We start from the raw sequence: 21,228 nt of genomic DNA, 5'->3' as shown, positions 1-21,228 counted from the left end.
CCAGCATTTTAAGAAGCACTAAACTTGCACTGATCAAATTATAATTAAGATTTTTGTATGTTACATTTAATTTTCAGCAAGTCTAATTATTAGGATAAAAAACTTTTTCAGTTGTTATCTCAACTTTAAAATTTTCTTCTAGTATTTTATCAATATTACTTGAATACAAACAAGTAATTATAAAACATGAACCATCTAAAGTGTAATCTTAGCATAATAACTAAAATCTAAAACTACATTTATAGCACTTTTTGAACTTTGAATAACTTTCTAATTTACACTCCTCCTATTAACTCCTTAAAATTTTTAGCTTTTTTAACACTTTCCATCCACTTAAACTTATATACATTCACTTCAAGGCTATTTATTTTATTTAACATAAAAATTTTCAAATCATCTAAGTTGGCTTTTTCACTTAAAAACTCGAATATAATTTCCTGTTTAGGTTTTACAAAAAAATTAATCCAACTTGTCTTTTTACTTTGAAGTCTAATAATTCTAAATACATTTCCTTTACTATCCACAACCTTATGATTTAATCGAAACTCTTCAAATAATTCATACGATTTATTGCGAAAATAAACGTCATAAAATATTATTTCGCTTATATTTTCGTCATTCCATTTATCTATCGAAATATCTAAAACTGGAAAATTAATTTTATTAATATAATCCTTCATACATTTTTATTGTTGTTGCTTTTCCAAAACTACTTTCATCAATCATATCACCAAGTCCTTTCCTCTCGTCATAAATAAAATAATTTATACCCAATACTCCAAAATCAGCTATAAACCAAGCTCCTGCTAGTATAGAACCTACACCTGTTGTTGATGCTCCAAGCATCATACCATTTATCACATGAGATGGCTTTATTTCTCCTGAAAGAGCTATATCAGCTACCAGCAATACACCTCCAACCTTTGTTAATTTTGTTGAGAGGTTCCTTGCGTTTTGAACTCTAGCAATTTGATTTGCTCTATGATAAATTGCTCCGGAGTTTTTCCATCTCGCTTGCCAAAAAAAACTCGTTCCGGCAGTTTTAGTTACATGCCAAACTTCATTCATTTTATAAAACTGAGCGCTTTCCACCATATAAGTAGATACCCCACCAACTGCACTGTTAATTCCCCATAGTCCTGTTGACATTGATTCTGCAATAAAATTGCTGTTTTTATTTAGATTACTTACAACATCTGTAAAATTTGAATTATTACTATTAACATTGACATAACTACTCATATTAGGCGCAGACCCCGAACTCTTACTGCCTCCAAAAAGTGACCTGATGTTTCTACCAATAAAATTGCCCATATCTTTGGCGGCTTTTCCTATCGCAGTACCTGCTTCGTCAATATTTCTGGCACTGGCCCATCCACCTACCCAACCTTTAATACTATTGGCAAGAGCTGAATTATCTTGCATCTTATCAGGATTATAAACCGGATAATTATTATTGCCGCAATTAACACAGTCTTTACCATCGCCAAACGTATTCCCACTAGGATCTGTATATTTTAAAGGATTGTTTACTACATAACCATATTGATTATAATTTTGAGTATTAGTTGGGTCTTGTATATAATTGTCTACCTGCAGGAATCTGTGCAACATTGGGTCGTAAAGCCTTGCATTCATATTTATGAGTCCTACACTTTGCAAATGTTCATGACCAGTATAACCACGATCTAGAATGGTTAATCCTTTTAAGGTAATACCGGCTTTATCTTCCACTTTTATTAAACTCCCCCAGGCGTCAAATAATCGTTTTTCCATAACAATTGCACTGGCATCTGTTATGGAAAGAATTGTTCCTTGATAATCACGGTGTAAATATAAAATATTTGGCGCTGTATATATTCCATTATTCATTGCTACTATAGGAGCGGTATAACCATCTCCACCTACGTAAATAACAAATTCAGTACTGCCAGTTTTTGTATTCTCTTTGATCTCCATTGTCCCATCAGCAGAATAGTGTTTGCGCAAAGGTCTTAGCAATTTATCATCTAAACTACCATAATACATTGTACTTCGTTGGTTGTTGTCATTATAAGTAAAGCTTATTTTGTCTATAGTCGTTTCTGTAATTTCCAACGGGCTTTTGAAGGCATTATATGTAATATCTAATTTTCTTTCTTTCGTACCATCATTAAAAGTCCCTACTCTATTTGCATAATATGTGTACGCTTCTGGCATAAGAGTAATAGAGGTATTTTGATATGGCTTTACTTTATCATAATTATATGTCCCCAGATTATTGTTTTTTATTTGTCCGGATGCCTCATAATTTTGTATTTCCTTGATGCCATCTTTATTAGTAAATTCGTTAAGCCTGTCTATTTCATCATACTTAAAACTTTCTGTATAATTATTAAACGCACTGTTTGTACGGTTACTTAAATTATCTGTTTTAAAATCGAATTTAGTATTTAACGTCAAAACATTCCCTATCACACCTGCTGTTTTATCATATTGTATTTTTGATATATACCCATTACTATCATACTCATTGGTAGTTTTTATACCATTCCCAAAAATACTTTCCAATATTTGGCCTTTTGCATTTAAGTCGTTAATTTGCCACAATACTTTTTTAGTATTATTCTCAACAATTTGATACAAACTACCATTTTTATATCTCCTTTGTGTAGTCATACTAATCTTTCTTGATCCTAATTCTCCTAATTTAGTTTCGGTATCTATTCTTTCTAATCCGTCATAAGTAAGAGTAGTGGTAAACTTTGAGATACCCGTTTTATCCTCAACTATTTTTAATATTCTTTTAAAAACATTATCATAAGTATAAGTGGTAATAATTTCATTACTTCCTGTTGGTTCTTTTTTATCTTTAAAAGTTGCTTTGTTAAGTAGTTGGGTTGTTGAATCGTAATCATAGATTGTTTCCGTTTCTGTACCTGAACCTATAACTGTTTTTTTGATTGGTTTCCCACTATTATCACGAGTAATAGTGGTTACAACTTCACCATTTTTACTAGTTTCTACTTCAAGCTCACCCAGATCATTATTTTTATAGGTAAAAGTACCAGCAGACGGATCTTTTATAGCTGATTTTCGCCCCCATCCATCTTGCTCAATGTCTATTTTTACGCCATTATAATCCGTTTGTTTTAGGTTCCCGTTGGCAAAATAATCATACTTAATTGTTCCTCCTGTAGTTTCTGTAGAAGAAATAATGTTTCCAATAGCGTTTTTTACAAAACTCTTTGTTTTCTGGCCATCAGTAATACTCGACTTTAGTGCATCGTATAAAACAGTTATTTTTCTTGTAGTAAACAATTCGCTTTCCGTTGGCCGACTATAAATATCAAATTTAGTCTCATTCCATTGTGATGGGTTTGCATCAAAATAAGGTTCACTCGTTTTATAATTTCGATCAAAAACATCATACATAAAAGATACATATGAAAAGTTTCCACTCATAACCTTTTGTCCTGATTTTATTTTTCGTCCAAGATCGTCAAACGTTTCTTCGGCTGCACTTCCGTCCAAAGCATCAGTTGTAACTGTAATAATAGTTTTTTCAGCATTTCTTTTATAATCATAACTTATTGTCTTATTTAACTTATCATCTGTGGCCGTAAGCTTTTTAAACCAGGGATCATAAGTAAATGATGTAGTCAAAGCATAAGGATTAGTTTGTGATTTTAAAGTCCCGTTTGGATTATAAACAAATGATATAGAAAGTTTTTCCTTGTCTGTAACTTTTGTTAAAAATCTACCCGAAGAATCATATCCATAGCTAGTTTCTCTTGGTGTCATACCAACAGCTGTTATTCTTTTATTTATAATATTTCCGAAACTATCATAATCATTATCTTCTGTAATAAAATTAGTATTCGTTCCCTTTCTCTTAATTTGCTTAATAAGTCCGCTGGAATTATAATCATAATTTTCTTCAGAACTCATCGTGCTACTTGGTATAGAAACACTTTGTGAATTACTCAATGGTCTTCCAATAATATAAGTTGCCCCTAAAGCATTATTATAATAGGCAACATTTGAGACGGTAGTTTGAATTATTGAAGAACCCTCTTTTATAATAGTGGTAGATTTTAAAACATTATTATATTCATCATAGTCAGTATATTCCTCACTATTGGAATTAGTAAGGGTATTAGATTGCTTAATAGCAGTATTTTTTAATTTGAACACTTTATTTGTAAAAAGATTACTTTCATAACTCGAAATAGCTTTTGTTATAAAATCCGTTGGAGTATTAGGTGAGTTATTAGCACCTTCATTTATTTTTGCAGAAAATATACTTCCTGCTTTTATTAAAGTATTTGGTTTTAATACAATACTTTGTGTAGCTAATAAGTTATCAGACTGAGTTACTATATAGTCAATACCCTGACCTTTAACGATTATACTTGATGTTTTAATATCGGGCGTAGTAATTAATGGCTCTCGAAATCCTTGAACAAAATAATTCTCAATATTAACTCCTCTTAAATCTATATCATTTTTTATTATGTTTGAAAACATAGGGGTTGTATCATTAAACCAATCTGTTTGACTTACTGATCGGAAACCCATAAACCCTAGACCTTCTAAATTAGACACAGCACCGTAATATGCAAATAGCCTTTTCTTATAAACATCCTTACTTTGTTTTTCTAATTTAGAAACCACGTATAAATTAGGATCAATAAGAATATCTAAATTAGGGTAGCTTGAAATTCCTTTGCTGGGTTTGTAAATAGTTGTATTTTGATAGGTATTTGCAAATTTTGAGTCTAATGGAATATAAGTTATGGCCTCTTGTACTCCATTACCTGTTGTAATATTTGTCAATAAATTAGCCTTTTTATAATCGTAGCCTGAGTTAAAAAAATGAATTTGATTTTGATTAAAAAAAGCAATTTCAAGAGTTGAATTAATTTTGTTGCCTAAACTATTTGAACTATTCAAAGATTGAGGCAAAAACACAGGCAGTGCATAAATATTAAGATCGCTTCTTGGTCCCGTACCACTTAAAAATGGCTTATTTACAAAATCGCCATTTATACTTTCATAACATGAAATGCTAATGTATCCATTTGTTTTGTCAGTATAATTATTGACTTTTATTAAATCTGTTTTACCATCATTATTAAAGTCTGAGGCAATATAATTGTAGGTTTGATAGGAATCATTTCCATTAAAAACGGCCTGATATGATTTCTCTTCTTTTATCATAGCACTTCCTGTTGAAGTGTATTTGTACCATTGTGACGAACCAAGTGCTTTTGGAATCATAACATCTGCTTTTCCATCTCCATTATAGTCTCCGATTAAAATAGGTAAACTAATTGAAATAGCACTATCTGCATAAGTATTTTTATACAAAACAACGAGCTTATTTATTGCGTCTAATGAATAAATTGTCAAGAAACCGCTATCAAACACATAAATATCAGATTTTCCATCTCCATTAAAATCTGCCACTTCTACTTTGGTTGTTCCAGACAATACATTATTTAGCTGCCCTGCAAGAGTGAGAAAGTTTGTTGCATTGTCTCTTTTTAAATCTATAAAATAAACTTTTTTAGAAGTATAATCTCCATAAAGGCAACCATTATAATCGTCACAAAACTCCCTTGTGATATGCGGCATATCAATTGCAATAATATCTGTTAAACCATCTCCATTAAAATCTCCTGAAATAACTTTTTTTGGAAAAACAGCTCCTGCTTTTGGATTTGAATCGCAATAAGATCCGCAATAAGAATAGTAACCCGATTTTGGAAAACTAACAACACGATCATATTGCTTTTGAATATTAGCACTTCCAAGGAAATTTACCATACTATATGCGCTAAAAGTATAATCCGAATCTGTTTTTGTTTTCATTGCAACAACCCAACCTTGTGGTAAAATTTTATTGTCAGAACTTAAAATTGTAGCGGCAAAAATATCTTCAAAGGCCCCTACTTTGTGTTCTAAACCTATATTAACCATACTTCCTGATTCAATACCAGCATACAACCAATACTTTGTTTTAGTATCATCACCAATTGTTGGATAAACTAAACAATCCATCTTACCATCACCATCAAAATCACCAGAAACAGCCGCAACATTTAACGATTTTAGATTTCCAATGTTTAACGAAGTTGTTATATTTAAATACTTCATTTCCTGTGAAGTCATGTCATAATCAAAAACCGTCGGGTTGTAATTTTTTATTCCATCACCACTTGTTTCTATTACCTTAGTTATACGATCACCTTCTGGGGATGAAAAGCTATAATTCCTAAAACCAATTCCATTTGTTATAACTTTTATCTCTTTTATCTTTTTGCTTCTTACGGCATTTTGTCCTCCTAGATAAACATTTTCAGGAAAAATTCTATCCTCATAAATAAATTTCACTTCATTAGGAGAAGCGTTAACGCCTAAAGCTCCGTATTTAATATTATCGATATACAAAGTATTATTTAGCAATAAATGACTATAATTAATTCTAAGCCCTAAGGCATTTTCATAATATAAAATTGACCATTCCATAATTGATCTGGAATTTGTTGAATTGCCATAATATGCTTTAGATCCGTCCGGATATTCTACTAAAAAATAAGCTGGGCCATAGTTTGCTCCAAAAGGAGAAACTCCATAAGAAGTAATTTTAATATTTGAAAAATATTCTGTCTCATAAACTGTTTTGTCCGCTCCATAAACTCCTGCTGTTCCACTTTTCACCACTAATCTTTGTCCATCTAAGGCAAACCGATCTAATGCATTGAAATCAACCGGATCAATTACCCCATCGTGAAATTTTGTAGATGGAATTCTGGTGATAGAGGAAACTCCGGAAACATTCCAACCTCTGGCAGCATTCCCACGCAATCCATTTTGACTGCTGTAACTTAAACTTATTTGTGGCTCTACACCATTAATACCCTTTGGTATTGCAATAGGAATTGTATAGCTTGCATTCCCATTTAATGAAACAGATAATTGTCCTTCTGTCACACCAACTTCAGTAGAACTACCTGTTGGAGTAGTTGTAGGAGATATTGACTTTGCAATTAAGCTTGTTTTATAAGTTGCGCTTTTCGCAACTTCGGTATCACTATCAATTCTTTTTATTATGGTTATCTCATTAACATTGGTACCTTCCTTATCTTGAGCAGAAACTAATAAACCTAATACTAAAAATATAAGTGTAAAATAAAAATTCTTCATGCCTGCTTATTGTTTGATGATCTTAATGGTTTTCTCTTCTCCGCTTTTATAAGATAGCGTTATGATATAAACACCTGTCGAATAACTTTGAAAAGGAATATTAAGGCTGTTAAATCTTTCATTGGCTTGATAGGTTCTTAAAATCTGACCAGTCACAGAGTACACCTGAATTAAAGTCACGTAATTTTCATGAGCCAGTTCCCATTGTAAATACAATTCTTCTTTTACCGGGTTTGGATAATAGGATATGATATCTGTAGGAGAAAATTTCAATAAATCATCTTCTGTTAAGGCTTCTATTTCTTTAATATCATCAATATGCTTTGCAGATGGTGTACAACCGGATAAGCACAATTCTCTTAAAATCTGATTTCCAGCCTGATCATAATTGAAGATGAGCTTTTGTTGTGCATGAGTAAATAAGCAAAAGTGAACCAAAACAATAAGTATAATTTTATGCATTTTATATTGTGTAATATTTCTTACAAATATATATTTTATATTTTAAATCCTACAAAAATTATGTTAATTTAAAAATAACGCGCATAAAAAAAGCGAGACCTAGATCTCGCTTTTTTAACATTTATAATATATTTAATAAAAATCTACTCTACCGTAACTGATTTTGCTAAGTTACGTGGCTGATCCACATTACAACCTCTCATAACTGCAATATAATAAGAAAGCAATTGCAAAGGTATAGTCGTAATTAATGGAGACAATGCATCTGAAGTTTCAGGAATTTCGATTACATAATCAGCTAATTCACGAACTTGTGTATCTCCTTTAGTAACCACGGCAATAATTTTACCGCTTCTTGATTTTATTTCCTGAATGTTACTTACAATTTTATCATAATGACCTTGTTTAGGTGCAATTACGATAACCGGCATATGCTCATCAATCAAGGCAATTGGACCGTGCTTCATTTCAGCAGCAGGATACCCTTCAGCATGAATATAAGAGATCTCTTTAAGTTTCAGCGCTCCTTCTAACGCAACCGGGAAATTATAACCACGACCTAAGTATAAACAGTTTGGTGCATCTTTAAAAGCGGCAGCAATTTCTTTTGCTCTGTCGTTTGTTTCTAATGCTTCAGCTACTTTTTCAGGAATGATCTGCAATTCCTGTAAATAGGTATGAAAATCTGTATTTGACAACGTTCCTTTTGCTTTTCCTAAACGCAATGCAATCATCGTTAAAACTGTGATTTGCGTAGTAAAAGCTTTAGTCGAAGCTACTCCAATTTCAGGACCTGCGTGTGTATAAGCACCAGCATGACTTTCTCTTGAAATAGAAGAACCTACTACATTACAAACTCCAAAAACAAAAGCACCGTTTTCTTTTGCTAATTTAATAGCGGCCATCGTATCAGCCGTTTCTCCTGATTGAGAAATAGCGATTACAACATCATTTTTATTGATAATAGGATTTCTGTATCTGAATTCAGAAGCATATTCTACTTCAACAGGAATACGGGTAAACTCCTCAAAAATATATTCGGCTACTAAACCTGCGTGCCATGAAGTACCGCAAGCTACAATAATGATTCGGTCAGCATTTAAGAACTTCTCCAGATTATCCTCAACACCAGCCATCTGAACAATTCCTTCATTTGCATGAAGTCTTCCTCTGTACGTATCTTTTATAACACTTGGCTGCTCATAGATTTCTTTAAGCATAAAGTGATCGTAACCACCTTTTTCAATTTGCTCCAGGTTCATTTGAAGTTCCTGAATATATGGATCTACTAATGAATCATCTTTTATTTTTCTAACTTTAAGAGGCTTGTGCAATCTAATGTTTGCCATTTCACCGTCTTCAAGATAAATAGCGTTTGAAGTATATTCAATAAAAGGGGAAGCATCAGAAGCAATAAAAAATTCTCCTTCTCCAACACCAATTGCCAATGGACTTCCTAATCTTGCCGCAACTATTTCGTTTGGATTTTTTTTATCAAAAACAGCAATTGCATAAGCTCCTACTACCTGATTTAAAGCAATCTGAACGGCTTTACCCAATTTTATATTTTCTTTCTTTTGAACTTCTTCAATCAAATTTACTAAAACCTCAGTATCTGTATCTGATTTAAAAGTATAACCTCTTTTTATTAATTCTTCTTTAAGTGGTGCATAATTCTCAATGATTCCATTATGAATAATAACCAATTCTCCTGAATTTGAAAGATGTGGATGTGAGTTTACATCATTTGGAACCCCGTGAGTTGCCCAACGTGTATGTCCAATTCCTATAGTTCCGTTTGTAGTAAAATTATCTTTTGCTTTAGCTTCAAGATCTGAAACCTTACCTTTTGTTTTACAAAGTTTTACGCCTGATTCGTCATACAACATAACACCAGCACTATCATAACCTCTGTATTCGAGCCGTTTTAATCCTTTGATAACAATAGGATACGCCTCTCTATGACCGATATATCCAACAATTCCACACATATATATTTATTAATTTGGTTTCGTGTAGTAAATTTCAAGTTTCAGTTTTTTATCAGCCGGAACATTCGCTGTTCCACCATATAATACAGTTCCTAACGGACCCATAACCGAACCTCGTGGCACTTGTGAAATTTCTTCATTTTTAAATTCCAGCAAATTTGATGCAAAAACATCTATACTTTCAGTTACCGATAATCCTAATTTAACATCCTTTACAGTAGCATCTTTTACAAGATTGCGTATATGCTTGGTAATATTAACTTTATAACTTATTCCTCGTTTTGTAGTAGCATCAACTTTTAATATTCCTCCAAAAACATATCTTGTTTGTTTTGGATCGGCCGTTGTTAAACTACCTGAAGTTCCGTCTACATAATCTAAAAGAGGAAGATTATTTGTCGCATCGTACAAATAAACCCTATTTACCTGTTCCGTTTTATCTACCGGAGCCATTTTATCTGCATCAACATTAAAAACTAAATTAGCCTCATTCACCAGCCATTTTTTAGTTTTAACATTATGCCTCATTTCATCTAATTCGTCTGAAACTCCATTAGGCTGATTGACTAAAACATCATTAGCATCATATCCAATCAAATCTGTCTTACTAAAAAGATTAATAACTGCAAGCGATCCCTGGCCTCCTTTTAAATAAAGCCTGTCATCACCTGTTGTTGTATTTCTATTTGTCAACGCAGCTTGATAATCTGGCTTCTTAGCATCATTTAACAAATTAGCTGCCGCTCCTGATAAATTAATTACTAATGTTTTTTCTTCTGTTGTAGCATCAGCGTCAGTCGTGATAGCGGTTTTAGCGTTATATGTTATTGTTATTTTAGCACCTTTTGTAAAATCCAACAACGCCATATTTGATACACCATCCGATTTTTCAACTTGAAAATAAAGTCCTCTGAAATATTCCTGAAAAATATCTGCGGTAGAAAGTTTTGAAGCCGGAGCATTTAAAATTTTACTCTGAAAAAAAGCTTTATTTAAATTTAGACGCATTTCCGGAGCAGTATATGTATATGTATATTTCTTCGTTGTATCATCTAAAACCGAATCCTTCTTTTGTTTTGCATCAAAAAAGAATTTATCATTTTGTGCATTCCCATCTGAATTATCATCGTTCAGTCTCGCACCTAATTTATTGGTATTAAAGTTTATATTTCCAGCACTGGCATTTAAATCCTGATTTGTATAATATAATTGTGCATATTGTGATCCACTGTCAAAATAGCTGTTACGCATTTGAGCACCAGATTCATAAACACTTAACTTAAGTTTTCCTGCATCAGGACCATAAATTGAATCTAAAACATAAATATTTCCTCCTTTAGAATCAACAGCTGTAGCATGACTAAAATAAGGTACCGAAAGCACTACTTTTTCTATAACCGGGGCATCTCCAATAGTTGGTGCATAAGCCGACAAGGTAACCTGTGTATTAATATTTGCAGTTGTTGTACCAAAAACAGGATTATCATAAATACCTAATGCATTAGCTGGCAATCCGTTTGACTGAACTGGTGTTACTTCTTGATTGTAAGCCACAACATCATATTTTTCAGATTCAAGACCAAAATGATCGTCACCGATTAATTCATCGCCAATGGCATTAAAATCTTTATCGCAAGAATATAAAAGAACAACTATTGCAGCTAATAGAATTTTCTTAATAAAAGAAGTATTGTACATGTTTAATAATAATGTTAAAATTTAAAGACCCATAGTTTTATAGAAATTTGTATACGCTTCAGCGAATGCATCTTTCGTGGCGAAAGGTAAAAAAGGTTTTCCTGAAGATTCTATAAATTTTGTTAAACTTGGGGATACATTTTCTGATGCTATTATCACAGCATCCGAATGTAATATGCTAGCCTTTAGGATATTTTCATAATTAGGTGTTTCTAAATCAGCAATGGATTCGTGAGGAACTCCATCAAATTTTACCTTATTAATCATTTCTAAATCTAAATTTTCATCAAAAGATTGCCCGTAAACAGACGTTACAATCTTGGTTTCAGAAAACAAGGCTTCGTTTTTGTAGTAATGTTTCATGTAAATTGGCAACATTGCAGCCAACCAGCCATGAACATGAATAATATCCGGAACCCAATTCAATTTTTTTACGGTTTCAACAACTCCTTTTGCAAAAAATATTGCTCTTTCGTCATTATCAGGATACAAAACTCCCTCTTCGTCAGCAAAAGTTGCTTTACGCTTAAAATATTCATCATTATCAATAAAATAAACCTGAATTCTTTCTTTCGGAATTGAAGCTACCTTGATAATCAATGGCATATCTAAGTCATTCACTACCAAATTCATTCCTGAAAGTCTAATAACTTCATGCAACTGGTGTCTTCTTTCGTTGATATTTCCATATCTTGGCATGAAAATTCTTATCTGACCTCCTTGATCGTTGATCATTTTTGGCACGTCATAAGACATTAAAGAAACTTCATTTTCAGCCAAATAAGGCACGACTTCAGATGATACATATAATATCCTCTTATCTTTCATAATAGTATTTTACTTAATTTTTGGTAATAAAAACGTTGCAAAATTACAAAAATTTATGCAGTTTATAACTAATATATTATGTTTGCACTAAATTTTAATAATACTGCCATGCATATTTTCTACGGTAAAGTAGCTTTGATAGCCTATTTGAAAACTATCAAAACCGCAAATTCCACTATCGGGTTTGTACCAACAATGGGCGCTTTACATCAAGGGCATCTGGCTTTAATGCAACGATCTATCAAAGAAAACGACGATACCGTAGTGAGTATTTTTGTAAATCCAACCCAATTTAACAATCCCGAAGATCTCGAAAAATACCCCCGAACACTTGAAGAAGACGTAAAAAAAATGCGCGGTTTGAGTGATAAAATGATTCTCTACGCTCCATCTGTAGAAGATATTTATGAGGGAAACACCGTTTCTCAGGATTTTGATTTTGACGGATTGGAAAATCAAATGGAAGGAAAATTCAGACCCGGACATTTTAACGGTGTCGGAACAATTGTAAAACGTTTGTTCGAAATTGTAACACCTACAAATGCTTATTTTGGAGAAAAAGATTTTCAGCAATTGCAGATTGTCAAAAAAATGGTCGAAAAAAATCATTTGCCTGTAAATGTTGTTGGCTGTCCTATTTTTAGAGAAGAAAACTTGCTGGCAATGAGTTCCAGAAATGAGCGATTAACATCCGAAGAACGAAAAGAAGCTGCTATTATTTATAAAACTTTAACCGAAGCAAAAGAGATTTTCCAGACCAGTACTCCGGAAGAAACTATCAAATTTGTAGAAAATTCTTTCAAAGACAACGAAATATTTGACCTCGAATATTTTGTAATTGCTGACGAATCTACATTATTACCTATCGATCACAAAAGTAAAGACAAAAATTACCGTGCATTTATAGCGGTATTTGTTAATTCTATAAGGTTGATTGACACCATTTCATTAAATTAATTTACCTTTGCACTATGCAAATTCAAGTTATAAAATCAAAAATTCATCGAGTTAAAGTAACTGGAGCTGATTTAAATTATATTGGCAGTATTACTATTGATGAAACTTTACTGGAAGCCTCAAATATTATTGAAGGCGAAAAAGTATCTATTGTAAATATCAATAATGGCGAACGTTTTGAAACTTACGCTATTAAAGGAATAAAAAATTCAGGCGAAATAACCCTGAATGGTCCTGCAGCCAGAAAAGTTCAAAAAGACGATATTATCATCATTATCTCCTATGCAACCCTGGATTTTGAAGAAGCAAAAACCTTCAAACCATGGATCATTTTTCCTAATGAAAACGATAATTCGTTAACCTAAGTTTCCCTTTTACACCTTATTTCTTCTAATTTGTCAAAATTACTTTTGCACAAAGAGCATTGCTTTTGCCTAAAATCAAAAATATATTTTCAATCCTAATTTTGATTTCTTTTAAAATTCCTCCGCAACAAAAAAGCAAATAAATTGTTATATTGCTACATTATTTCAATACTTTCTAATTTACTGAAATACCTCAAATCATGAAAAAAGTTTACCTACTCTTTATCTTTATTTCAATTTCTGCTTTTTCACAGAAAAAATTCGACAACATCCAATCTGAAAAACTTGGAGAAGAAAGAAGAATAACCATCGGACTTCCTGCATCTTACGAAGCTAATCCTGACAAAAAATATCCTGTTTTATATTTATTAGATGGCGATTATTTGTTTGATCCGTTTTCCGGAGCAGTAAGTTACGGCGCTTATTGGGACGATTTGCCTGAAATGATTATTATTGGTGTTCATCAAAATAAAGACGGAGAACGTTACGACGATACTACAATTGACCAAAATACCGGTTTACCTTTTGAAAAAGGAGCAAACTTTTTTGAATTTATTGGCGCTGAATTAATTCCGTATATCGAGAAAAAATACCGTACAACACCTTTTAGGATTATTGCCGGTCATGACATAACGGCCAGTTTTATTAATTTTTATTTATTTAAAGAACAGCCTCTTTTCAACGCTTATATTTGTTTAAGTCCAGAACTTGCCCCAAAAATGGAAGTTCGTATTCCGGAGAAATTTGCAAAGCTAAAAGAACCTTACTTCTATTATCTTTCGGCTGCTGATGGCGACATCAAAAAAATCAAGGAACCGATAGAAAAATTAGACAGTAATATTAAAATTGCCAATAATCCGTTAGTAAATTACAAATACGAATTATTTAAAGGAACCACACATTATACAGAAGTTTTGCATTCGATTCCGAGTGCATTATATCAGATTTTTGAAATTTACAGACCTATAAATTCTGCTGAATACAACGATAAAATTGCCGTTCTTGAAACGGGTTATGCTGATTACCTGCAAAACAAATACGACATGATGTCTAAAGTTATGGGTGTTCAGATTCCGGTTAGAATGAGCGATTTCAAAGTAATAGAAAATATTATTCTGAAGAAAAATGCTTATGATGAATTAGGAAGAATGGCAGAAATTGGAAACGTAAACTATCCAAAAGCAATGTTGGGAGAATACGAATTAGGATTGATGTACGAGAAAATGGGTGATCCTAAAAGAGCATCAAAAAAATATCAAAATGCATCTCAAATGGAACCAATTGGCGATTTGAATAAAGATTTGATGTACGAGAAAATCGACCAGATGAATACACTTGCAAAAACTAGTAAATAATGTCAAAAGTTAAAACTTCCTTTTTTTGCCAGAACTGCGGAACCCAATATGCCAAATGGCAAGGGCAATGCAACGCGTGCAAAGAATGGAATACTATTGCCGAAGAAATTATTCAGAAGCAGGAAAAAGTGGCGTGGAAAAGTGAACCAACTTCCAGCAGTAAAGCGCCCCGCCCATTAAAAATTAACGAAATTGATTCGGCTCTGGAAATTCGTATGGACACAACCGATGGCGAATTAAACAGAGTTCTTGGCGGCGGAATTGTCCCGGGATCTTTAACCCTTTTGGGAGGAGAACCAGGAATTGGAAAAAGCACGCTTTTACTACAGATATCATTAAAATTACCTTATAAAACTTTATATGTTTCCGGAGAAGAAAGTCAGAAACAGATAAAAATGCGTGCCGAAAGAATAACGCCAAATAGCGATAACTGCTATATTTTGACGGAAACCAAGACACAAAATATCTTCAAACAAATTGAAGCAATTCAGCCTGAAATTGTCATTATTGACTCGATTCAGACTTTACATACTGATTATATTGAATCTACAGCAGGAAGCATTTCTCAAATTAGGGAAACCACTGCTGAACTGATTAAATTTGCTAAAGAAACCAATATTCCGGTTATTTTAATTGGACATATTACCAAAGACGGAAATATTGCCGGACCAAAAATCCTGGAACACATGGTTGATACCGTTTTGCAGTTTGAAGGCGATCGAAATCACGTTTACCGAATCTTGCGTTCGCTAAAAAACCGTTTTGGTTCTACTGCCGAATTGGGAATTTATGAAATGTTAGGAAGCGGTTTGCGAGAAGTCAGCAATCCGTCAGAAATTTTGATTTCGCACAAAGACGAAGAAATGTCGGGAACCGCAATTGCCACAACTATGGAAGGCATGCGTCCGCTAATGATCGAAATTCAATCACTGGTAAGCACCGCAGTTTACGGAACGCCACAGCGCAGTACGACTGGCTACAACGCCAAAAGGCTAAACATGATTTTGGCCGTTTTAGAAAAAAGAGCCGGTTTCCGTTTGGGCGCAAAAGACGTTTTCCTGAATGTAACCGGCGGAATTTCTGTTGATGATCCGGCAATTGACCTTGCGGTTGTTGCTGCTATTTTATCTTCAAACGAAGATATTCCGGTAACAAAAGGATTCTGTTTTGCGGGAGAAGTTGGACTTTCAGGTGAAATTCGTCCTGTAAATCGAGTAGATCAACGAATTCAGGAAGCCGAAAAATTAGGATTCACCACTATATTTGTATCCAAGTACAATAAAATTGCCTTAAAAAACACTGGAATCAAAATCGAGCTTGTCGCCAAAATTGAAGATGTCGCCAGTATTCTTTTTGGATAATATTTTTATAAACCTACTTTATGAAATTTCCAAAACTAAATTTTCCAAAACAAAAAATATTCAAAGCCCTTAAAATACTTGCCCTGGTATTGGTTTTACTTTGTGTTGGACTTTACTATTTTCGTAATTCGCTTTTAAAACAGGCTATTGCTAAAGTAACGCACAAAATGGCGGTTGATTATAACAGTACTTTTTCTGTAAAATCGGCTTCGTTTGAAGGATTATCAGGAATTAAACTGACCGATGTTATTTTGGTCCCAAAAAATGCCGACACACTTTGTCACATTCAAAAAATAGAAACCAGCATTAGTCTGGCAAATTTATTAATTGGAGATGTTCAGGTTGGAACTTTAAAAGTCAACAACGGTTATATTCAATTAGTCAAAAAAGGTAAAATCCGCAATTTTGATGCTTTCTTAAAAAGAGATAAATCAGATACGGATAAAAACGAAAAACGCAAATATGCCACTTTTGCCTATCGCATTATCTCAAAATTATTAAATTTAGTTCCGACAGATATGAGGTTGGAGAATCTGAATTTCAAAATTGATGATAATGGCAAAAAAACGGCAATTGCTATAAATAAACTCGTTTTAGACGACAAACAGCTCGAAACCAGTCTTCATGTTCAAAGCAAAAATTTTGATCAGCGCTGGAACATAAAAGGTTTTGCAGATCCAAGAAATAAAAAAGCAGATATTCGTTTCTTTAATTTAGATACGGGAGCAATTCGAGTTCCTTATTTAGATGAACGTTATAACTTAAAAGCAAGTTTTGATTCGATCCGATTAAATGTTCAAAACATCGAAAAAGACGGAAGCGAATTGCATATTGATGGTTATACTTCGATCACAAATCTTAAAATTAATCATCCAAAAATTGCCAGTAAAGATGTCGTAATCAAAAACGCCCGTTTTGATTATCGCTTTTTATTAGGTGATGATTTTATTTCAATTGATAGTACTTCATCGATGCAATTGAACAAGATAAAATTGCATCCGTACATCTCTTATAATACTGAAAAAGATACTGTTTATACTTTAAAAGTTAATATTCCGAAGATGTTGGCGCAGGATTTTATTGTTTCCTTGCCTGACGGATTATTTACGCATTTTCAGGGAATGGAAGCGACCGGGAATTTTGACTATAAACTTGATTTCAGATTCAATAAAAACAAGCCTAATACTTTAGTTTTTGACAGTAAACTGAACAAAGAAGATTTAAAAATCACTAAATATGGCGAAGCTGACCTTAACAAATTAAATAGAGAATTTGTTTATCGTGCTATTATTCAGAATGTTTTGCAGCGTCCGGTTTTGGTTGGAAATGCAAATCCGAATTACACGCCTTTAGATCAGATCTCTCCTTATTTAAGAAAATGTGTTCTTACGACTGAAGATCCTTCTTTCTTTCAGCATCGCGGCTTTATTAATGAAGCTTTCAAACAATCAATTCTAAAAAATATCCGAACCAAAAAATTCTCGCGCGGCGCCAGCACCATTAGCATGCAGCTGATTAAAAACGTTTTCCTGACAAGAGAAAAAACGCTTTCGCGAAAGCTTGAAGAAATTTTATTGGTTTATATTCTTGAAAATAATCGTGTGGTAAGCAAAGAAAGAATGCTGGAAGTGTATTTCAACATCATCGAATGGGGTCCAAATGTATACGGAATTGGCGAAGCAAGTCATTTCTATTTCCAAAAAAGCCCTTCTGCCTTAAATGTAGACGAATGTTTATATTTGGCTACTATTATTCCGAAGCCCCGAAAATTCATGTATCAATTTAATGATCAAGGAAACTTGAAAGATTATGCCTTGAAAAATCAAAAATTCTTAAAGAATTTAATGTTCCGCAGAGGACTTTTAATTCCGGAAGATACGATTGGTCAATTTCCTGTTTATATCTCAGGAAGCGCGCGTTCGTTATTACGAATTAAAGCTCCGGATTCAACAGCAATTCCCGTTGATTCTTTGTCTAGTGGAGATGAATTTGATTTATAATTATTTGCCACGAAGGCACAAAGACACAAAAAGTTTATTCATAAAATGACGAAGTCGCAAAGTATTTCTATTTTAAAAATACTTTGCGACTTCGCGTCTTTGTGGCATAACTTATTAAGGAGCCGGATCTGGAATTATTGCCTGAACTGCTGCAATCTCAGTTAAAATTTCTTTTGATAAAAACACATCAATGGTGTCGATGTTTTCTTTTAATTGTTCCATTGTGGTTGCACCAATAATTGCGCTGGTTAAAAATGGCTGTTGCAACACAAAACCCATTGCAAGTTCCGTTAACGTTAATCCGTGCTTTTGGGCAATTTCCTGATACAATTTTGTCGCTTGCGTACATTGTTCGCTATTGTAACGTGTGTATTGCGGAAAAAGGTTAATTCTTGCATTTGGATGTGCTTCTCCGGTTAAAAATTTACCTGTTAAAACGCCAAACGCTAAAGGCGAATAAGCCAATAAACCTACATTTTCATATTTGGCTACTTCGGCAGAACCTACTTCAAAAAGACGGTTTAATAAATTATACGGATTTTGAACGGTTTTAATTCTTGGCAGGTTTTGATATTTGCTTTCTTCCAGAAAACGCATCATTCCCCAGGCATTTTCATTCGAAACGCCAATATGTTTTATTTTCCCTTCTTTGATCAATCCATCAAAAGTTTCCAGAACTTCTCTGAAATTATCTTCCCATTGATCATCAAAATCTTTAAAACCGCGTTGTCCAAAATAATTGGTTAATCGTTCCGGCCAATGCATTTGATACAAGTCGATATAATCTGTTTGCAGACGTTTTAAGCTGTTTTCTAAAGCGTATTTAATACTTTCAGGCGAGAAATCTGGTTTTTCACGCATATAAGTGAAATTTGGATTTGGGCCCGCAATTTTAGAAGCCAAAACCACTTTGTCTCGATTTCCTGATTTCTTAAACCAGGTTCCGATGATTTTTTCTGTACTTCCGTAAGTTTCTTGTTTGGCCGGAACTGAATACATTTCGGCTGTATCAAAAAAATTGATTCCTCTTTCAAGCGCATAATCCATTTGCTGATGTCCTTCGGCTTCTGTGTTTTGCTGTCCGAAAGTCATTGTCCCGAGGTTTATTTTACTAACTTTTATATCGGTGTTGGGTAAAGTAGTGTATTTCATTTTTTCTAAGTAGCTAAGTTTCTAAGTGGCTGAGATTCTAAGTTTTTTTTCATGTGACCAATAAGCTTCAAAGATACGACGGGATTTTTCAAATGAAAATGTACAAAAGTTAAAATAATAATAAGAATATAAATCCCCAATTTTCAAATTCCAAAACTGAATTCATTAAAATATCAGAAGCTCCAGCGCAGCATCATATCTATAGCAATTTACACGACCCTCAAATTCAAGCTCCAGCGGAGCGATATGTTGATTCCATTTTGATTGCAAAATATGTCACCCCGATGGGGTTTATTTAAAAAACTAAAACATTCTATAAATATAACGTCCCGATGGGACTTAAATTATATCTAAATAATATTAAAATTAGCTTACGATTCATAACAGGAGTGCAGTCCCTACGGGACATTTTTATTGAGTCGCCATTTTTTTTCTACCGACATGTAATTCCTAACGGAATATTTCTTTAAATATATCTCGTAGAGATTACATATCGGTAGACAATTGTTTACACACCAAAAGATGCCACCTAGGGACGACGCTTGTACGATTAAATCTCATTTTAGCTCTCCTGCAAGGTTTCCAAAACCTTGTAGGTATTTAAGAATAACAAAATGTTGGGTTCAAATTATACCTACAAGGTTTTGGAAACCCTGTAGGAAATAAAAAAGGCCCAAAGTAAAAACTCTGAGCCTTTTGAAATCTTAGCAACTTAGTCCCTTAGAACCTTAGCCTCTTAGAGACTTAGCAACTTAGTTTATACTATTCAACATTTCAGCGATTTCATCTAATCTTGGTGTTAAGATGATTTCGATTCTACGGTTTTTAGCTTTTCCTTCCGGAGTTGCATTGCTTGCAAGCGGAGAATATTCGCTGCGTCCTGCTGCCGTTAATTTTTGCTTGTTGATTTTTTTGTTTTCGCCTAAAATATTTACAATTGCCGTAGCTCTTTTAGTCGATAAATCCCAGTTGTCAGCGATTGGTCCTGAACCTGCGTACGGATCATCATCTGTATGTCCTTCGATAAGAACCGAAAGATCCGGATTGTCTCCTAAAACTTTTCCTAATTCTACAACTGCTTTTCTACCTTCTGTTCCAACAGCCCAGCTTCCTGAGTTAAAAAGCAATTTGTTTTCCATAGAAACGTATACTTTTCCATTTTTCTGCTCAACTGTCAAACCTTTTCCTTCAAAACCGTTTAGGGCTTTTGATAACGTTTCTTTTAGTTTACGCATTGCTTCTTCTTTTGCAGCAATCATTGCTTCAAGTTCGTTTAGGCGGCTTGCTGTTTTATCAAGACGCGCTTGTTCTTCGGCTAGTTTTTTGGATTTTGCTTCTAATTGTGCCAATAATTCACGGTTTTTGGCCATGTTGGTTTCTAATGCATCGTTGCTGTTTTTCTCTAATGCATTATAAGAATCCTGTAAAACTTTGAATTTGTTTTGCGCTGCTGCTAAATCGGCTTTTTGTTTGGCAAGATCATCTTTTGTGCTCGCTAAATCTTTGTTTAATTTATCGCGGTCTAATTCTAATTCATTTTTTGCTTTAAGCAAATCGGCATTTTGATCCGCAATAGAACGATTTTCTTTTTTAAGATCTGAATATTTTGTTTCAAGATCGTTGTAGATTTTCTTGGATACACATGAAGTCATAGACATCGCTAAGACTAGTAATCCGATGGAGGTTTTTTTAATCATTTTACTTTTTGGTTTTTATTTGGGGCGTATTAATAATTCAAAAATATCTTGTTTAACGTAAAGCCCTAGCCCTGATGGGAGGGAAAATCCTTTTGTGTCCGCAAAAGATTGGAAGGAACAGCAGGAAATAGCTTCAAATTCCAAAATAGCCGCATAACTAAATCTTCATTT

General features: G+C 33.4%; 13 protein-coding genes. 5 read left to right on the top strand and 8 right to left on the bottom strand.

From position 1 onward, the window contains the following. Positions 1 to 275: 275 nt before the first annotated feature. The 6 genes from ACZ0AH_RS01405 to ACZ0AH_RS01380 all read right to left on the bottom strand — a co-directional run bounded on the left by ACZ0AH_RS01405 (position 276) and on the right by ACZ0AH_RS01380 (position 12,170). Positions 276 to 680, bottom strand: a complete 405-nt coding sequence (locus ACZ0AH_RS01405; protein ID WP_463474111.1) for a hypothetical protein — start codon at positions 678 to 680, stop codon at positions 276 to 278. After that, positions 664 to 7,191, bottom strand: coding sequence for an RHS repeat-associated core domain-containing protein (locus ACZ0AH_RS01400; protein WP_463474110.1), 6,528 nt, complete (start codon positions 7,189 to 7,191; stop codon positions 664 to 666). Before ACZ0AH_RS01400 ends, ACZ0AH_RS01405 begins: the two co-directional genes overlap by 17 nt. Before the next feature lie 6 nt (positions 7,192 to 7,197). After that, positions 7,198 to 7,653, bottom strand: coding sequence for a T9SS type A sorting domain-containing protein (locus ACZ0AH_RS01395; RefSeq protein WP_463474109.1), 456 nt, complete (start codon positions 7,651 to 7,653; stop codon positions 7,198 to 7,200). Between the two features lie 143 nt (positions 7,654 to 7,796). After that, entirely contained in the window at positions 7,797 to 9,644 is a 1,848-nt protein-coding gene (gene glmS, locus ACZ0AH_RS01390; RefSeq protein ID WP_463474108.1) for a glutamine--fructose-6-phosphate transaminase (isomerizing), read from the bottom strand. Between the two features lie 9 nt (positions 9,645 to 9,653). Beyond that, positions 9,654 to 11,342, bottom strand: a complete 1,689-nt coding sequence (locus tag ACZ0AH_RS01385; protein ID WP_463474107.1) for a DUF4270 domain-containing protein — start codon at positions 11,340 to 11,342, stop codon at positions 9,654 to 9,656. A gap of 21 nt (positions 11,343 to 11,363) precedes the next feature. Beyond that, complete coding sequence (locus ACZ0AH_RS01380; protein ID WP_463474106.1) at positions 11,364 to 12,170, bottom strand: glycogen/starch synthase; 807 nt, start codon at positions 12,168 to 12,170, stop codon at positions 11,364 to 11,366. 78 nt (positions 12,171 to 12,248) lie between these two features. On the opposite strand from ACZ0AH_RS01380, the gene panC reads away from it, so the two are divergent. The 5 genes from panC (at position 12,249) to ACZ0AH_RS01355 (ending at position 18,208) form a co-directional block, all read left to right on the top strand. Beyond that, a complete protein-coding gene (panC, locus tag ACZ0AH_RS01375; RefSeq protein WP_463474105.1) occupies positions 12,249 to 13,127 on the top strand; it encodes a pantoate--beta-alanine ligase in 879 nt (292 codons plus the stop codon). 14 nt (positions 13,128 to 13,141) lie between these two features. Further along, the gene (panD, locus tag ACZ0AH_RS01370) at positions 13,142 to 13,492 is read left to right on the top strand and encodes an aspartate 1-decarboxylase (protein ID WP_115887625.1); all 351 of its coding nucleotides are present in this window, start codon (positions 13,142 to 13,144) and stop codon (positions 13,490 to 13,492) included. A gap of 200 nt (positions 13,493 to 13,692) precedes the next feature. Then, positions 13,693 to 14,847: an alpha/beta hydrolase gene (locus ACZ0AH_RS01365; protein WP_463474104.1), complete on the top strand. Its 1,155-nt coding sequence runs from the start codon at positions 13,693 to 13,695 to the stop codon at positions 14,845 to 14,847. After that, positions 14,847 to 16,208, top strand: a complete 1,362-nt coding sequence (gene radA, locus ACZ0AH_RS01360; RefSeq protein ID WP_463474103.1) for a DNA repair protein RadA — start codon at positions 14,847 to 14,849, stop codon at positions 16,206 to 16,208. The genes ACZ0AH_RS01365 and radA overlap by 1 nt, the downstream gene beginning before the upstream one ends. A 20-nt stretch (positions 16,209 to 16,228) precedes the next feature. After that, the gene (locus ACZ0AH_RS01355; protein ID WP_463474102.1) at positions 16,229 to 18,208 is read left to right on the top strand and encodes a biosynthetic peptidoglycan transglycosylase; all 1,980 of its coding nucleotides are present in this window, start codon (positions 16,229 to 16,231) and stop codon (positions 18,206 to 18,208) included. Between the two features lie 114 nt (positions 18,209 to 18,322). Here the strand turns inward: ACZ0AH_RS01355 and ACZ0AH_RS01350 are convergent, their stop codons facing one another. Together ACZ0AH_RS01350 and ACZ0AH_RS01345 are read right to left on the bottom strand one after the other, a co-directional pair. Next, a complete protein-coding gene (locus ACZ0AH_RS01350) occupies positions 18,323 to 19,360 on the bottom strand; it encodes an aldo/keto reductase (RefSeq protein ID WP_463474101.1) in 1,038 nt (345 codons plus the stop codon). Positions 19,361 to 20,112: 752 nt separating this feature from the next. Then, on the bottom strand, positions 20,113 to 21,057 hold the full coding sequence (locus ACZ0AH_RS01345; protein ID WP_463474100.1) for an OmpA family protein: 945 nt from the start codon (positions 21,055 to 21,057) through the stop codon (positions 20,113 to 20,115). Between the last annotated feature and the right edge of the window lie 171 nt (positions 21,058 to 21,228).

The sequence above is a fragment of the Flavobacterium sp. AC105 genome (genome assembly GCF_979258495.1).
The sequence above is the reverse complement of the archived record's forward strand: the minus strand, read 5'-3'. Positions and strand labels throughout refer to the sequence as shown.

What these genes read in the sequence shown, in the direction of transcription:
- ACZ0AH_RS01405 (WP_463474111.1), bottom strand. Translation starts at nt 680, where the DNA reads ATGAAGGATTATATTAATAAAATTAATTTTCCAGTTTTAGATATTTCG.
- ACZ0AH_RS01400 (WP_463474110.1), bottom strand. Translation starts at nt 7,191, where the DNA reads ATGAAGAATTTTTATTTTACACTTATATTTTTAGTATTAGGTTTATTA.
- ACZ0AH_RS01395 (WP_463474109.1), bottom strand. Translation starts at nt 7,653, where the DNA reads ATGCATAAAATTATACTTATTGTTTTGGTTCACTTTTGCTTATTTACT.
- glmS (WP_463474108.1), bottom strand. Translation starts at nt 9,644, where the DNA reads ATGTGTGGAATTGTTGGATATATCGGTCATAGAGAGGCGTATCCTATT.
- ACZ0AH_RS01385 (WP_463474107.1), bottom strand. Translation starts at nt 11,342, where the DNA reads ATGTACAATACTTCTTTTATTAAGAAAATTCTATTAGCTGCAATAGTT.
- ACZ0AH_RS01380 (WP_463474106.1), bottom strand. Translation starts at nt 12,170, where the DNA reads ATGAAAGATAAGAGGATATTATATGTATCATCTGAAGTCGTGCCTTAT.
- panC (WP_463474105.1), top strand. Translation starts at nt 12,249, where the DNA reads ATGTTTGCACTAAATTTTAATAATACTGCCATGCATATTTTCTACGGT.
- panD (WP_115887625.1), top strand. Translation starts at nt 13,142, where the DNA reads ATGCAAATTCAAGTTATAAAATCAAAAATTCATCGAGTTAAAGTAACT.
- ACZ0AH_RS01365 (WP_463474104.1), top strand. Translation starts at nt 13,693, where the DNA reads ATGAAAAAAGTTTACCTACTCTTTATCTTTATTTCAATTTCTGCTTTT.
- radA (WP_463474103.1), top strand. Translation starts at nt 14,847, where the DNA reads ATGTCAAAAGTTAAAACTTCCTTTTTTTGCCAGAACTGCGGAACCCAA.
- ACZ0AH_RS01355 (WP_463474102.1), top strand. Translation starts at nt 16,229, where the DNA reads ATGAAATTTCCAAAACTAAATTTTCCAAAACAAAAAATATTCAAAGCC.
- ACZ0AH_RS01350 (WP_463474101.1), bottom strand. Translation starts at nt 19,360, where the DNA reads ATGAAATACACTACTTTACCCAACACCGATATAAAAGTTAGTAAAATA.
- ACZ0AH_RS01345 (WP_463474100.1), bottom strand. Translation starts at nt 21,057, where the DNA reads ATGATTAAAAAAACCTCCATCGGATTACTAGTCTTAGCGATGTCTATG.